Here is a 13,324-nt window from a genome sequence, read left to right on the forward strand (position 1 = left end):
TTGCACTTTACCCTCGCTCTCGCGAGCGCATAACCCAGGCTACGTCAAGTGCCATCGATATATTCAGCAAGCCCTATCATAGTGGGGGGGGATTTGGCAAGGAAAAAGTAGGCGAGAGATTTTTTTGGGAAGTGGCCGTGCAGTAACAGTTGCCATAAAGTTCGATCGAGCATTGAAACCCAGCGACGAACCGCAGATGAACATTCTACTCCCTAACTTGAAGCTACATTCATCTGCGTTAATCTGCGATTCAACGAGCTCTACTACTTGCTCAGCCGCTTATAAACCGTAGCCAAAGCATGGCTATCCCCCACATTTCCCGGAAACAAAACCACGGGTAAATTGGGAAACAGAGGATGATATGCATCGGTTTTCACCACCGAACAACCTGCGATAATTTGACCGATTTGCCTGACACTTTTTAGCGACAAACCTGTACTCAAAACATCATTAGAAGTAATGCCGCCCTTGCTAATCAAAAACCCGATATCGGCAGGCAGTCCCCGCACGATATCCATCAATAAAGCAGAAACTGCCTCTCCAAATTTTAACCTAATTTCTGCATTGTCAAATTCGAGTTCCTTGCGGCTGGTATAAATTACAGGTGTTTTACCATCGGCATGAGAAGTGCGGACTTTTTCGAGAGTTTCATCGAGCATTTGGGTGCGATACTCTGGTGAATCTTCTAGCAAGTGAGATACATCTATTTCAATGCTAACTATATTGGGTTCTTTTAACAAGCGTTCCAATTGTTCAGTAGTTTTCTTAACGTGGGAACCAACTATTACTGCACCCGGTTTGCCATCTCTCACGTATTTTGCCATTTCGTCGGCTGCTACTGGCTGCGGGCCCAGGTCAGCTAAGGATGTTAAAATACTCGCCCCGCTGCGGAATAAAAACTTTTTGCCTTGACTGGCAGCAGCGAGAATGTGTTTGGCAAATGTGTCTAAATCGCCTTGGCTTTCGCCGTCAACAACTGCACATTGGTTGTCTGTCATCTCCATCAGTCGATCTAAACTTCCGTAGCGGATGTCTGCAAGTAAAATGCGATCGACTGCATCAGCTTTGATGCGACCTTTGGTTTTTTCTTCTACGTAGTCGGGCAAGTAACTGTGACTGTAGCCGAAGACTGAATCTTTGGCAAATTCGGTTTGGTGAACAGGCGTTGCGACGCTGTTAACCATTAGGTAATGCACGCTGTGGCGGGTAATTCTGCCTCCTTCAAAAAAGGCGGGAATTAAAAAATGAGCGTCGAAGGGGCCGAGTTCTTCGGCGATCGCGTCGGTTTCGATGGGATAGTGGCCGCGCAGGGTAGAATCGGAACGGCTAACTATTAGGAAGTCTTCGATTTTTTCGCTGGCGATCGCCCTTTTTAGATTTTGGCACACTTCGCGGGTGACGGAGGCTGCTTTTTCGGGAGTTAGCGATCGAGTATTTGTCAGTATGAAGAAAATCGGGCACTTGTCCCGCAGCCCCAAACGCAGGGTGTCTTCGTCCCAACGTGTCAGCAGCAAGCAACTGTGCACGGTTTGAGAACCAGTCGGATCGTCGTCGAGAACTATAATCTTGGGTTTAACAGAAGACATACTGACCTGGTTGTTAACGTCACCTTTCCAAGATATCCTTAGTTGTTACGTAACAGGAAAAAATTTACAATAGTTATGATATTTTTTTCACAATTCTGATAACTTATAATTTGGAGAATGTGTTTGAGTTCGCTCGGTTCAGTAAGCTGCATATTGCTACTGGGTAAGAGGCGCACGCAGCCGTGCACGTTACTAACTTTTGCCCTTTTTAAAATTAGCAGCGTTTCGATCTTGCAACTTTTTCATTTCTGCTTGAACTCCCACGGCTACCTGCAAAGCTTCGTTGAGCAATCGCCCTTGTTCGCTGGCTCGATCGCTAATTTGGAGGGCATTCAAATTTTTTAAGTTATTGGCAAATAATTCTGAGTTAGTAGCGACAAATTTGTTGTTTTCCCTAAGAATTCTTTCAGTTTTCAAAGCTCGAACTAAATCGTCTCTGATTAGTTGCAAAGCTTGAATAACTTTGGCTCGATCGCCTATTTTGACTGCCACATTGCCGGCATCTTCTATCCTATCGTTAATTTCGATCGCTTTGATTATACCATTATAGCGATCGACATCATCAAAAAGATTGATTAAATGTTGGTTTTGGCGGCTGCACTGAATTTTCCACGCATCCTCAAAGATTAAACCGACGATCGCAGCGAAGTGAAGGGCGAACCACCACAAATAAGCTCTAGGAAATATCGCAACCAGCAGCCAACAACTGATGAGAACCAAAACAATTAAACCGACAGTTTTCAAAGCTTCGCGGGCAAACTTAGTCGCTGTCGGCGGCCGGTATACGCGATCGGGCCCGGCGCCGGTGAGGTGCTTGAGCTCACCGAGAGTAATTTCTAATCCCTGAATGTCAGCTCGCATAAATCTTTACAAATATATGTTAATTATAAAGTTTTGTAGTAGAACAAGGGGCTCGTCTACAATAAACCTAACACTTTTTCAAACCAAAACTGCACTATGTCTGCACGTCCTATATACCTCGACAACCACGCCACAACTCCGGTAGATCCACGGGTCCTTGAGGCGATGCTGCCGTATTTCACCGAACAATTCGGCAACGCAGCCAGTATCAACCACGTCTACGGCTGGGAAGCAGAAGCAGCGGTAAAACAGTCACGACAAATCATAGCAGAAGCGATCAATGCTTCTCCAGAAGAAATTGTTTTTACCAGCGGCGCAAGCGAAGCAAATAACTTAGCGATCAAAGGCATCGCCGAAGCTTATTTCAGTAAAGGAAAGCACATTATCACAGTAAAAACCGAACACAATGCAATTCTCGACCCCTGTACCTATTTGCAAAAATTGGGGTTTGACATTACTGTTTTACCGGTGAAAAGCGACGGGCTGATTGATATAGGCGATTTGATCAAAGCGATTCGGGCAGAGACAATTTTAGTTTCAGTGATGACGGCTAACAACGAGATTGGCGTCATCCAGCCGATCGCAGAAATTGCAGCAATTTGTCGCGGAAATGACATTCTTTTTCACACAGATGCGGCACAGGCGATCGGCAAAATTCCCCTCGACGTAGAGGAGATGAATATCGATCTAATGTCCTTGACAGCCCACAAAATTTACGGGCCAAAAGGCATCGGTGCTCTCTACGTGCGGCGCAACAAACCGAGAGTGCAGCTAGCGCCGCAAATGCACGGAGGAGGCCACGAACGGGGAATGCGATCGGGAACTCTCTACCCACCGCAAATAGTTGGGTTTGCCAAAGCAGTAGAATTGGCAATTGCAGAAATGCCGTCGGAAACAGAACGAGTGGTTAATTTGCGGCAGCGTTTGTGGGAAAAATTGAGTGAATTGGGCGATGTTTTTCTCAACGGTCACGCTACGAAGAGATTGCCGGGGAATCTCAATATTAGTGTAGCCGGTGTTGACGGTCAAGCGTTGATGTTGGGTTTGCAACCGGCGGCGGCAGTTTCTTCGGGATCTGCTTGCACTTCGGCGAAAATATCTCCCTCTCATGTTTTAGCAGCGATCGGGCGATCGGACAAATTAGCTTATGCTTCAATTCGGTTTGGTATTGGCCGGTTCAATACCGAAGCCGAAATAGATGCAGTCGCCGAACACGCGATCGCAACTATTACATCTCTCCGACAAGCTCAAAAAGTCAATCAATTTTAGATTTGAAATTTGAGATTTTAGATGAGAGAATTGAATATTAGGAAGTAGTTTTGAGTTTTTAGTTTTAAATTATTTAACTTACAACTCAAAACTTTCCCTCTTTTTATGGCAGAGTATAATTGGTATCGAACCCTTACTTAGAACCAAATACCTCGCGCACCCGATAAATCGGTTTTCCCTGCGACTCGTGATAAGTCCGCATCATCACTTCCGCCAGCAAACCAAAACAAAATAACTGCACGCCAGTTAACAGCAAAACCACAGCCAAAATCAGCAAAGGACGATTGCCAATACTTTGACCAAAAGCAAATTTTAGGAAAGTTAAATAAATCCCTAAAACCATTCCCAACGTCATAGAACTCAGTCCCAGAAGTCCAAAAACGTGCATCGGTCGAGTCAGGAACTTTTTCATAAAAGAAATAGTTAACAAATCCATCAACACCCGAAAAGTCCGCCAAATTCCGTACTTACTTTGACCGAAACGGCGGGCGTGGTGTCGCACAGGCAGTTCTGCAATTCTAGCCCCTTCAATAAACGCCAAAGCAGGCAAAAAGCGATGCAATTCCCCATACAAATTCAAGTCTGCGACTAACTCTGATTTATAAGCTTTCAAAGAACAGCCGTAGTCGTGCAGAGTTACGCCTGTAACGCGACCAATTAACCAGTTCGCAATTTTAGAAGGAATCAACCGACTAATAGTATTATCCTGCCTATTTTTCCGCCAGCCGCTAACTAAATCGTAGCCTTCATCTAACTTTGCCAACAATAGCGGAATATCAGCCGGGTCATTTTGCAAATCGCCATCAAGGGTAACAATAGCACGACCGCGAGCGCGATCGAAACCTGCGGACATGGCAGCAGTTTGCCCGTAATTGCGGCGCAAAATTACAGCACAAAGGTCATCGCGAGTGCTGGCTAACTGCTGGAGAAGTGCACCAGAACCGTCCTTAGAACCGTCATCTACACAAATAATTTGATAGCTGAGTCCAGATGGTTGGAGAGAAGATGCGATCGCCTCAATCAAATGAGGCAAACTTTCCACCTCATTATACACCGGCACCACCACCGAAACGTCGAAAACAACCTCAGCGTCAGCCTGCTGTGCAGCCAATTTTTCCAAAAATAATGCAGCGTCCATTTATTTATTCGATAACATCATTAATCATTGGTCATTGGTCATTAGTCATTAGTCATTAGTTCCCAGTCAACCGTCAACCGTCAACCGTCAACCGTCAACAACTAACTAGGTTGATAACTTGCCACAACTTTACCATATCCCCGCAATTGCTGGTAATAAGCTTGACTGACTATATCCCCATCCTCTGACAAAACATCGATACCGATACCGTTGCGACCTTGTACTTGTCCCGAACTGTGAATGTAGCGATTATCTCCGAGATACAATCCTACGTGAGTTGCTTTTTCGGGCGTACCAAAAAATACTAAGTCCCCCAGTTCTAAAGCACTGAGACTAATAGGTTTAGTAAAAGCTTCCTGCTGATAAGCATCCCTCGGCAACCAGATGCCTGCGGCCACAAAAGCAGCTTGCATCAAGCCCGAACAATCATAATTTGGCCCGACTGTACCCCCCCAAAGATAATAATTGGATTGGTTCATAGCCTCACGAGCGAAAGTAATTACTCTTGGTAATTTTTCCTTGATTTCTGCCTCAGAAAGCACCAGAGGATGATACACTGTTTCTGTCGGGTCGAGCAACTCAACATCTCGAATATCCAGCCATCCCGGATAATCATCTTCGCACAGTCGCACCATCACAGACGTTGTATCCCCCTCAACAACCGAGTCTATGCCATTTTTCTCCCCCTTCATAAGCTGGGGGGGATCAACTACTCGCAAATGTCGCCCCAGCGCTGCTTGAGTTGCCAATCGATCGCACTTTGGGGAATCGTAAATATTTATGTGCGATCGGGCTCGGTACTCCACAACATCAGATAATTGATAATTGGCCATTGCTAATTGCTTATTGTTTGCTGTTAATTGTTCGCATTTATTGTTCGCATTTAACGATAGATTGCCATTAGCTGCTAGCCGTTAACCGTTAACCGTCAGCCATTAACCATGACATTTTTTCACAAAGACGAACAATTAGAAACCCTCGGCATTAGCATTATAGACTCCGCATTGTCAGAATTTACAGGATTAACTGGCGATCGTATAGCCCTTACCTGGATAGTCTACGATCCACCAGTGCGAGTCAATACAGGCGGCGCGCTGAGTCCAGAAGAATTTTGGAAGTATCAACCGCGAGGTTTTAGCGCTAGAGCTTCCGAACGAATTTATCCAGCCAGCATCGTCAAATTATTCTACCTCGTTGCCCTCTGGGAATGGGCGCAAAAAGGCATGATTCAAACATCGCCAGAATTAGAACGCGCCGTCCGAGATATGATCGTTGATTCCAGCAACGACGCCACCAGTTTAGTAGTAGATGCCCTCACCGGCACCACCAGCGGCCCAGAATTATCACCAGGCCCCTTTGAAAGTTGGAAACAGCAGCGAAACATCGTCAACCGTTACTTTCAATCATTAGATTGGCCGGAATTACAAAATATTAACGTCAATCAAAAAACCTGGTGTGACGGCCCCTACGGTCGCGAGCGAGCATGTCTGGGAGAATTAATGGAAAATAGAAATATGCTGACTACAAATGCAGCGGCGCGTTTGCTGCACAGTATAATAGGCGGCGTAGCTGTTTCTGCCCAAGCATCGCAAGAAATGATGGGTTTAATGAAACGCAGTTTAGACCCAGCAGAATTAGAGGCAGATCCCGAAAATCAAGTTACAGGTTTTTTAGGCGGGGGATTGCCAGAATCAGCAAAATTGTGGTCAAAAGCAGGACTGACAAGCCAAGTTCGTCACGATGCTGCTTATATTGAAATAGCGGGTTTGCGGCCGTATTTGTTGGTTGTATTTACCGAGGGCAAAGAGAATAGCAAGAATGAAGAGATTTTGCCATTTATATCGCGGCAATTTGTCGAAGCGATGAAAGCACTTAATTAGATTTAGTAGTTGATTATTGCGGCTAGACTAGACTTGAATTGCAAAAATAATTGGGACGGGCTAGAAGCCCATCCCACATGGAAATTTTGTGGGATGGGCTTCTAGCCCGTCCAAAAATTTGATTAAAAGGAATTTTTTCCTAGAAGCTCTAAAACGGAGAGGGAGGGATTTGAACCCTCGAAGGATGTTAACACCCTTAACAGATTAGCAATCTGCCGCTTTCGACCACTCAGCCACCTCTCCAAGATGACAGTAACTAACTATAGCACACACATCTTATTCTTGCCAACCCCTAATTTAAAAATTCTTCAATCCCTTACTCTGTATACTTTTCGCGACCTCAATCGCCAGCCTCTTCCCCAAAGCCCCTAGCCTTCAAGTGCTTCTCCCAACTAAAATTGGAACTCAAAAAGAACCTCTTAGTATACAAATAGCCCAAGCGGTACAGGTGAGCCTTGCGATCGCCATCGAGATTAAAGTCCGTCGTCGTCACCCCAGCATCAGTCACATCAATATTAATCACCCTGCCCTTATCCATTTCTCGCTGGTGATAGCGGTCTCTTGCTTTCATCATGGTTCGGAACATCGCCGCCAGCATCGACAGCGGAGTATCAATCTTAGCTTTAGTCTCAATTCCGGTATCGACCAATCGAAACCCAAATGTAAACCAGCGGGGCGGCGCAGGAGTCGCACCAACGGATTGTTTGTCATAAATCCACAGGGGGAAATTGCTCAAAATTCCGCCATCGACAATTAAGTCATCGCCGAGTTTTCCTGGTTCAAAAAAGAGCGGAATACTCATCGACAACCGAACGGCTTCAGCCACGCTAAAATGTTCAGCACTTGGGAGTCGCAACTGCTCATACAAAGTATCGGAATCCGTCGATTCGCGCCGATGTAAGTCGTCGGGCAGCACCAACATTTCACCGCGAGTGAGGTTGGATATTACTACTTTTAATTCCCGGTCTTTTACGATGTGTTTGACATCGGCAAAAGTGTGCAAGTTACCTCGACCGAGCATTGCTTCCAGCCACTGCCGGAACGGCTGCGCCGAATATTCTCCCATCTGACGGCTAACAGTTAAGAAAAGCAGCGTCCAAGCAGGAGATTGCAAGTCGTCGGCGGGGTCGCCGTTTAAAATTAGAGGACTGTTTTTTTGAGTTAAAAATAGGCTGTAATCGAGCTGTCCTAAAATTTCCTCTAAATCATCAATTGACAAGTCGGTTGCCAATACTGCGGCAGTAATTGCACCGGCAGAAGTGCCGGCCAATTTTCGCCAGTTGATGCCCAAATCGCTACAGCACCTGAGTGCTCCTAAAAACGCAACTCCGCGCACGCCACCGCCTTCAAAAACCCCATCGGCATAGATTTGACCGTTTTCGTCGGGAGGCGGAAATTTGCTGAGAATTGTTTGTTTCTCCGTTGGGGTGATCCTGACACCGGGTTCTTGCAAAATTTGCTGCGGATACCACTTGCTCATGGGAAATACCTCGGATAAATTTGGGGTTTTAGATTGGAGATTTATATCTATTGTTCTTGATTTTTGTCGGCATCCATTGCCTCTTTGACATATTGTTGAACTTGCGATCGCACTTGTTCGTAGGCCACCGACGCGCACCAAGGTCGGAGAGATAAAATAGTTGTCTCTGGAGTAATCTCGGCTACCAAACAAGTCGGGGGCGGATTCTCCAACACCAGCGGGTGAGAGTGGGCAATTTCTAATAACTCAGCTACAGTTGGACGAATTGGCCGATCGCCAATATCAATCTTCAAGTCTACTCGCCTCGTTCCCATTGCCGTTGTATTTTTCAGTGTACCGTTAAACAACTGATTGTTCGGGACAATAATTTTTATGCGATCGTCTGTCACCACGGTTGTTGAAAAAATCCCGATGCTGTCCACCACTCCCTTAACATCGCCAGCTTCAATCCCATCCCCGACTTCAAAGGGCCGCAAACTAATCAACATTACCCCAGCAGCAAAGTGCGACAAAGTATTTTGCCACGCCAAACCAATGGCCAAACCCGCCGCACCCACCACCGCAACCACACTGGTAGTTTGAATTCCCAACTGACTCAAAGCAGCGACTACTCCCACTACCAAAATCGTAATTTCAGCAGCTTGAACTAAGAATTTCCGCAGCGTGGCTTCGGTGCGACTCAGTGCACGGCGAGTCACGCGCCCCGCAAAGTTGATCGCAAATCGCGTAATTAACAAAATGCCGATCGCCCACAGCAGTTGAGGTACAATTTTAAACCCCAATTCTACGAATTTTTTCGAGAATTCTTGGGCTAGTTCCAAGGCTTGTGTTCTTTCTGCATTTAGTTGAGAATAGAAGGTTTGTGCTATTGGTAAAAACGTCTGAGTAACTGTCATATCAATTGGGAATTGGGAGTTGGGAATTGGGAATTGGGAATTGGGCATTGGTAAACGCAGTCTCAGTCTTCTGCATAAGTCGGAGAGTCCGACAGGGGTTTTTAACCCCTGTCTCATAGCTAAAGTCCTCTCAAAGAGGACTAAAATCAATAATTTACTCGCTCAAAATCTTGAGTCGGTTTAAACCCACTTTTGCTATGAGGCAGGGGTTTAAACCCCTACCGGACTAATGCTAATAGTGTACTGCTACGCGGGGCAATCGGTGTTTAAAACCGCAGAGAATTTCCCACGAAATAGTCCCTAAAGTCGTGGCCCAATCGTCAGCAGTAATTTTATTTTCGCCATCTTTGCCCAACAGAGTCACCACTTCGCCGACTTCTAAATTGGGAATATCAGTTACATCCAGCATTAACTGATCCATCGTCACAGCTCCCACTTGCCGCACAAACTGACCCCGGACTAAAACCTGCATTTTATTAGAAAGATTGCGCGGAATACCATCTGCATAGCCGATACCAATTACGGCAATCTGTGTCGGCCGCTGAGCTATAAATTGATAGCCGTAACTGACGCCGGTTCCTGCTTCAATTGTTTTCACCTGCGTTACCCTAGCTTTTACCTGCATTGCGGGCTTCAAATTGGATCTCGACTGCAAGTGAGGTGCTGGATAAAGACCGTAGGTAGCTAAACCGACTCGCACTAAATCGTAGTGCAAATCCGGGTCAGCGAGGGCGGCAGCAGAGTTTGCCAAGTGGAGGCGAGGGGGGGTAATTCCTGCTATTTTAATTTGCTCGATCGCCTGTTTAAACCGATGGTGCTGCTCTCTCATAACTGCGGGGTCGGGACTATCTGCTGTCGCCAAATGAGAGTAAATGCTGGCTAATTTTAAATTGGGCAACCGCTTGACTAATTGCACAAATTCTGTAGCTTCCTGCCAGGGCGTACCCAAGCGAGACATTCCCGTATCCAACTTAGCGTGAACCGGCAAAGATTGGTTAAGATCGGCGAGAACTTCCGAAAAAATTAGGGCTTGTTTGGCAGTACAAATAGTGGGCTGCAAGTGCCAATGGGCGATCGCCTTTACCTGTTGGGCTGTATGGGTTGCCCCCAACAGCAAAATCGGCGCTTCTATCCCAGCTTCTCGCAATTCTATTCCTTCGGGAATTGTCGCCACTCCCAACCAACTAGCACCTGCTTGCAACGCTGTTTGGCTGACTGCAACAGCACCGTGCCCGTAAGCATCTGCTTTCACAACTGCCATCAGTTCTGTATCGGGAGATAAGAGTTTTTTAAGCTGTTTTACATTGTGAGTTAAAGCTGCTAAATCGATTTCTACCCAAGCCCGCTGGCAAAGTCCCCCGTTATCGTCCCACAGCAACGTCTGGCGGGATTCTTTTGTCGTTGATTCTGCGGTTGTTTGTTCCCCACTCCACATTGTCGATCGCTCCTACTTGCTTACACCATTAAAAACTGCTCGGAGATTTTACCCTAAGTTTGATTATAATAATATTCTCTCTTTAATCAAAGTTAACTGGTGTATCATAGCACCAAAAATACCCGGTAAAAACTATGGACGGACTGGTCTACCTACATTTAGCTGAAACTTGGGAAACGGCTGCGGCTCAAACTCGATCGACCAACTCAAAAAGGCACCTAAATTTAGCATCTACTCCTTTACTTTTCTTTACGATCGCTCTCACAATTTTCAATTTAGTCAACCCCGCACTCGCCATCAAAAAAGGTGCTTCAGGCCCGGAAGTAGCCGAACTCCAGAAAACTCTACAAAACGCAGGCTATTTTCGCGGTAAGGCTACAGGATTTTACGGTTCTCTCACCCAGGCTGCTGTGAAAAAGTTTCAAGCAGAGAACAACCTGAAAGTTGACGGAATTGTCGGCCCTAAAACCTTGTCAGCACTCAAAGGTAAGCCGGAAGACGCCAGCATGGAATCTGCGAAAAAAATCTCGCCCAATGTCGATAAATCTTCGCCATCTCCTACCGCCACAGAAAACACAAACGAACTAGAAGATCCCACTAAAAATCAGCCCCAAGAACCTCTATTTCAAGAACCCTCTTTGCCACCATTTAAAACTGAAAATTCCGAGGATAAAGAAAGTGAATTACCATCCACAAAGCTAGTAAATCCTCCCGACAACACTCAAGGGAAAATGGTCTTGAAAAAAACAATTTATGGCAATATCTCGCCAAAATCAATAGTTTATTCGGGAGATGGGTTGTTTTTTGCTCAAAACATGATGTACCGCCACACAATCACCGTTTACGACAGGAACTTTAAATTAGTCAAGACTATTCCCGATACAGTAAACTTGTCGAAGTTCGGCTTTTCTAAATTCAAAGGCAATTATAAAGGCTCTCCCGTAGAAGCTGCTTTTTCAACCGATGGCAAATATGCCTACGTCTCCAACTACAAAATGTACGGTTCCGGGTTTAGAAATCCGGGAACGGACAGGTGTTCTCCAGCTGCAAAACACGACCAAAGTTTTCTGTACCGCATCAATACCCAAACTTTGACAATAGAAAAGGTAATTCCTGTAGGTGCAGTTCCGAAATTCAATGCTGTTTCGCCTGACAATCGCTTCGCGCTCGCTAGCAATTGGTGCAGTTGGGATTTGAGCGTAGTTGATATCAATAAAAATCTCGAAATCGAGCGAGTGAAACTGGGTGCATATCCTCGGGGTATTGTTGTTACTCCTGACTCAAAAAATGCCTATGTTGCCATCATGGGTTCTTCCGATATTGCGAAAGTGAATCTCATCGACTTTTCGGTAGAATGGCTTAAGAATATTGGCAATGCGCCGCGTCATTTGACGATCGATCCCAATGGAAAGTATCTTTATGCCACTTTAAATGGTGAAGGAAATGTGGCAAAAATTGACCTAAAAACGGGTAAAGTGGTGGACAAAGTTTCGACAGGAAAAGCACCTCGCAGCATGACAATTTCCGATCAGGGAAAACTGCTTTATGTGGTCAACTATTTCTCGAATACTGTTAGCAAAGTTAGGACGAGCGATATGAAAGTGCTGCAAACAGTGAAGGTTAATTCAAGTCCGATCGGGATTACTTACGATCCGGAAACTAATCAGGTTTGGGTGGCTTGCTATTCGGGAAGTATTATGGTGTTTCAAGATTAATTTAGCTTGTTTCTATGTTCACTCAAGCGTGGACTAAGAAAGAAGGACTAAAGTCCTTACTACAAACTGGTTCGGAGTCAGAACTTTAGTCCTCAGAATTAATGCGGTAGCAAAGGTGACGATGCCTTTGCAACCGAATTTCATATCAATTACAAAGCTTTTAAATTAATTTTGTGCAAACTTATAAAAAGACAATCGATATCTTTACTACGAGGTACTAACTTATCTTTTTCAGTTAAGAGATGTTGTGTGATTAGTGGTGGAATAGGAAAACAAGCTTTTATTTTAGTATCTTTAGCTTGAGGGCAATAAATTTCAACATCATGTCGATTACTTACTTGTTGTTTCAATTGATAGATTATGGTGGTGTTTTGGTTATAGTTACATAAATCAATAATTATTATTACACCACCTACAGGTATTTCATTAAGCAAAAAATTTAGATTTGTTTGAACTGTAGATATATTATAAATTTCATTTAGACAATTTTGAAAAATAAACATTTGGCTTTTTTGAATTGTTGTTTTGACTGAGTGAAGAGAATTAGATTCGCATAAATCTAGGTAATTACTATTTAGCTTTAAATCTCCGCACCAGTATTCCGGTATCACAAATTTTTCGGTAATATTTCTGCTTAAAGTCCATTCCTCAGAAGCAATATCATATACATTAACAGTTAACTTTTTAATGTTTTGAGACTTATCTGATAAGTATTTACTTAAACCTACGATTTCTGGACATGGCCCTGCACCAAATAAGCATACTTCTAGCGTTTCCTTTGTTAGATTTTTTAATAAATTTTGAGCGTGTATCATTTCTAATATTTGAAAATTCATGTACGCATAATGGGGATAATAACGCATCAAATAAACTGCTTGAATTGACGGCTCCGAATAATTTACTTTAACCTGATTCGATCTATAAGAATTCCACAATGCTTCTGCGGGTTTTTGTAATGATTGTAAATAGTTTTCAAAGGTTCCCTGGTTGGTAGTCCTAAACAAGTAATGATAAATTGTAGTGATGGATAAAATACCAAATCGCACCGATGTGATTATTTAATG

General features: G+C 44.5%; 11 protein-coding genes and 1 tRNA gene. 3 read left to right on the forward strand and 9 right to left on the reverse strand.

What is annotated here, in order from left to right; genetic code table 11:
- Positions 1-263: 263 nt before the first annotated feature.
- Together QUA10_RS27620 and QUA10_RS27625 are read right to left on the reverse strand one after the other, a co-directional pair.
- Positions 264-1,586, reverse strand: a complete 1,323-nt coding sequence (locus QUA10_RS27620; RefSeq protein WP_333085717.1) for a four-carbon acid sugar kinase family protein — start codon at positions 1,584-1,586, stop codon at positions 264-266.
- Positions 1,587-1,778: 192 nt separating this feature from the next.
- Positions 1,779-2,447 (reverse strand): hypothetical protein, encoded by a 669-nt coding sequence (locus QUA10_RS27625; protein ID WP_333085715.1) that lies wholly within the window; start codon positions 2,445-2,447, stop codon positions 1,779-1,781.
- 96 nt (positions 2,448-2,543) lie between these two features.
- Between QUA10_RS27625 and QUA10_RS27630 the strand changes: the two genes are divergently transcribed.
- The gene (locus tag QUA10_RS27630) at positions 2,544-3,716 is read left to right on the forward strand and encodes an IscS subfamily cysteine desulfurase (RefSeq protein WP_333069058.1); all 1,173 of its coding nucleotides are present in this window, start codon (positions 2,544-2,546) and stop codon (positions 3,714-3,716) included.
- A 133-nt stretch (positions 3,717-3,849) separates the two neighbouring features.
- Here QUA10_RS27630 and QUA10_RS27635 read toward each other — a convergent pair whose 3' ends face one another.
- Together QUA10_RS27635 and QUA10_RS27640 are read right to left on the reverse strand one after the other, a co-directional pair.
- Positions 3,850-4,854, reverse strand: a complete 1,005-nt coding sequence (locus QUA10_RS27635) for a glycosyltransferase family 2 protein (RefSeq protein ID WP_333085714.1) — start codon at positions 4,852-4,854, stop codon at positions 3,850-3,852.
- Between the two features lie 101 nt (positions 4,855-4,955).
- Positions 4,956-5,687, reverse strand: a complete 732-nt coding sequence (locus QUA10_RS27640) for a C40 family peptidase (RefSeq protein WP_333085713.1) — start codon at positions 5,685-5,687, stop codon at positions 4,956-4,958.
- Positions 5,688-5,795: 108 nt separating this feature from the next.
- Between QUA10_RS27640 and QUA10_RS27645 the strand changes: the two genes are divergently transcribed.
- Positions 5,796-6,734 (forward strand): serine hydrolase, encoded by a 939-nt coding sequence (locus tag QUA10_RS27645; RefSeq protein ID WP_333085712.1) that lies wholly within the window; start codon positions 5,796-5,798, stop codon positions 6,732-6,734.
- A gap of 154 nt (positions 6,735-6,888) precedes the next feature.
- Here the strand turns inward: QUA10_RS27645 and QUA10_RS27650 are convergent.
- The 4 genes from QUA10_RS27650 to alr form a co-directional block, all read right to left on the reverse strand.
- Positions 6,889-6,977, reverse strand: a tRNA-Ser gene (locus QUA10_RS27650).
- Between the two features lie 97 nt (positions 6,978-7,074).
- On the reverse strand, positions 7,075-8,214 hold the full coding sequence (locus QUA10_RS27655) for a patatin-like phospholipase family protein (RefSeq protein WP_333085711.1): 1,140 nt from the start codon (positions 8,212-8,214) through the stop codon (positions 7,075-7,077).
- 47 nt (positions 8,215-8,261) lie between these two features.
- The gene (locus tag QUA10_RS27660; protein WP_333085710.1) at positions 8,262-9,110 is read right to left on the reverse strand and encodes a mechanosensitive ion channel family protein; all 849 of its coding nucleotides are present in this window, start codon (positions 9,108-9,110) and stop codon (positions 8,262-8,264) included.
- A gap of 232 nt (positions 9,111-9,342) precedes the next feature.
- Positions 9,343-10,545: an alanine racemase gene (gene alr / locus QUA10_RS27665; RefSeq protein ID WP_333085709.1), complete on the reverse strand. Its 1,203-nt coding sequence runs from the start codon at positions 10,543-10,545 to the stop codon at positions 9,343-9,345.
- Between the two features lie 134 nt (positions 10,546-10,679).
- Between alr and QUA10_RS27670 the strand changes: the two genes are divergently transcribed.
- Positions 10,680-12,260 carry a peptidoglycan-binding protein gene (locus QUA10_RS27670; protein ID WP_333085708.1) on the forward strand — a complete coding sequence of 527 codons (1,581 nt, stop codon included), beginning with the start codon at positions 10,680-10,682 and terminating at the stop codon, positions 12,258-12,260.
- Between the two features lie 149 nt (positions 12,261-12,409).
- Here the strand turns inward: QUA10_RS27670 and QUA10_RS27675 are convergent, their stop codons facing one another.
- Positions 12,410-13,075 (reverse strand): hypothetical protein, encoded by a 666-nt coding sequence (locus QUA10_RS27675; protein ID WP_333085706.1) that lies wholly within the window; start codon positions 13,073-13,075, stop codon positions 12,410-12,412.
- Between the last annotated feature and the right edge of the window lie 249 nt (positions 13,076-13,324).

The sequence above is a fragment of the Microcoleus sp. Pol8_D6 genome (assembly GCF_036700965.1).
Lineage (GTDB): Bacteria > Cyanobacteriota > Cyanobacteriia > Cyanobacteriales > Microcoleaceae > Microcoleus.

Bases quoted from the DNA above. Each gene is read 5' to 3' on its own strand.
- QUA10_RS27620 (WP_333085717.1), bottom strand. From the start codon at position 1,586: ATGTCTTCTGTTAAACCCAAGATTATAGTTCTCGACGACGATCCGACT.
- QUA10_RS27625 (WP_333085715.1), bottom strand. From the start codon at position 2,447: ATGCGAGCTGACATTCAGGGATTAGAAATTACTCTCGGTGAGCTCAAG.
- QUA10_RS27630 (WP_333069058.1), top strand. From the start codon at position 2,544: ATGTCTGCACGTCCTATATACCTCGACAACCACGCCACAACTCCGGTA.
- QUA10_RS27635 (WP_333085714.1), bottom strand. From the start codon at position 4,854: ATGGACGCTGCATTATTTTTGGAAAAATTGGCTGCACAGCAGGCTGAC.
- QUA10_RS27640 (WP_333085713.1), bottom strand. From the start codon at position 5,687: ATGGCCAATTATCAATTATCTGATGTTGTGGAGTACCGAGCCCGATCG.
- QUA10_RS27645 (WP_333085712.1), top strand. From the start codon at position 5,796: ATGACATTTTTTCACAAAGACGAACAATTAGAAACCCTCGGCATTAGC.
- QUA10_RS27655 (WP_333085711.1), bottom strand. From the start codon at position 8,214: ATGAGCAAGTGGTATCCGCAGCAAATTTTGCAAGAACCCGGTGTCAGG.
- QUA10_RS27660 (WP_333085710.1), bottom strand. From the start codon at position 9,110: ATGACAGTTACTCAGACGTTTTTACCAATAGCACAAACCTTCTATTCT.
- alr (WP_333085709.1), bottom strand. From the start codon at position 10,545: ATGTGGAGTGGGGAACAAACAACCGCAGAATCAACGACAAAAGAATCC.
- QUA10_RS27670 (WP_333085708.1), top strand. From the start codon at position 10,680: ATGGACGGACTGGTCTACCTACATTTAGCTGAAACTTGGGAAACGGCT.
- QUA10_RS27675 (WP_333085706.1), bottom strand. From the start codon at position 13,075: ATGATACACGCTCAAAATTTATTAAAAAATCTAACAAAGGAAACGCTA.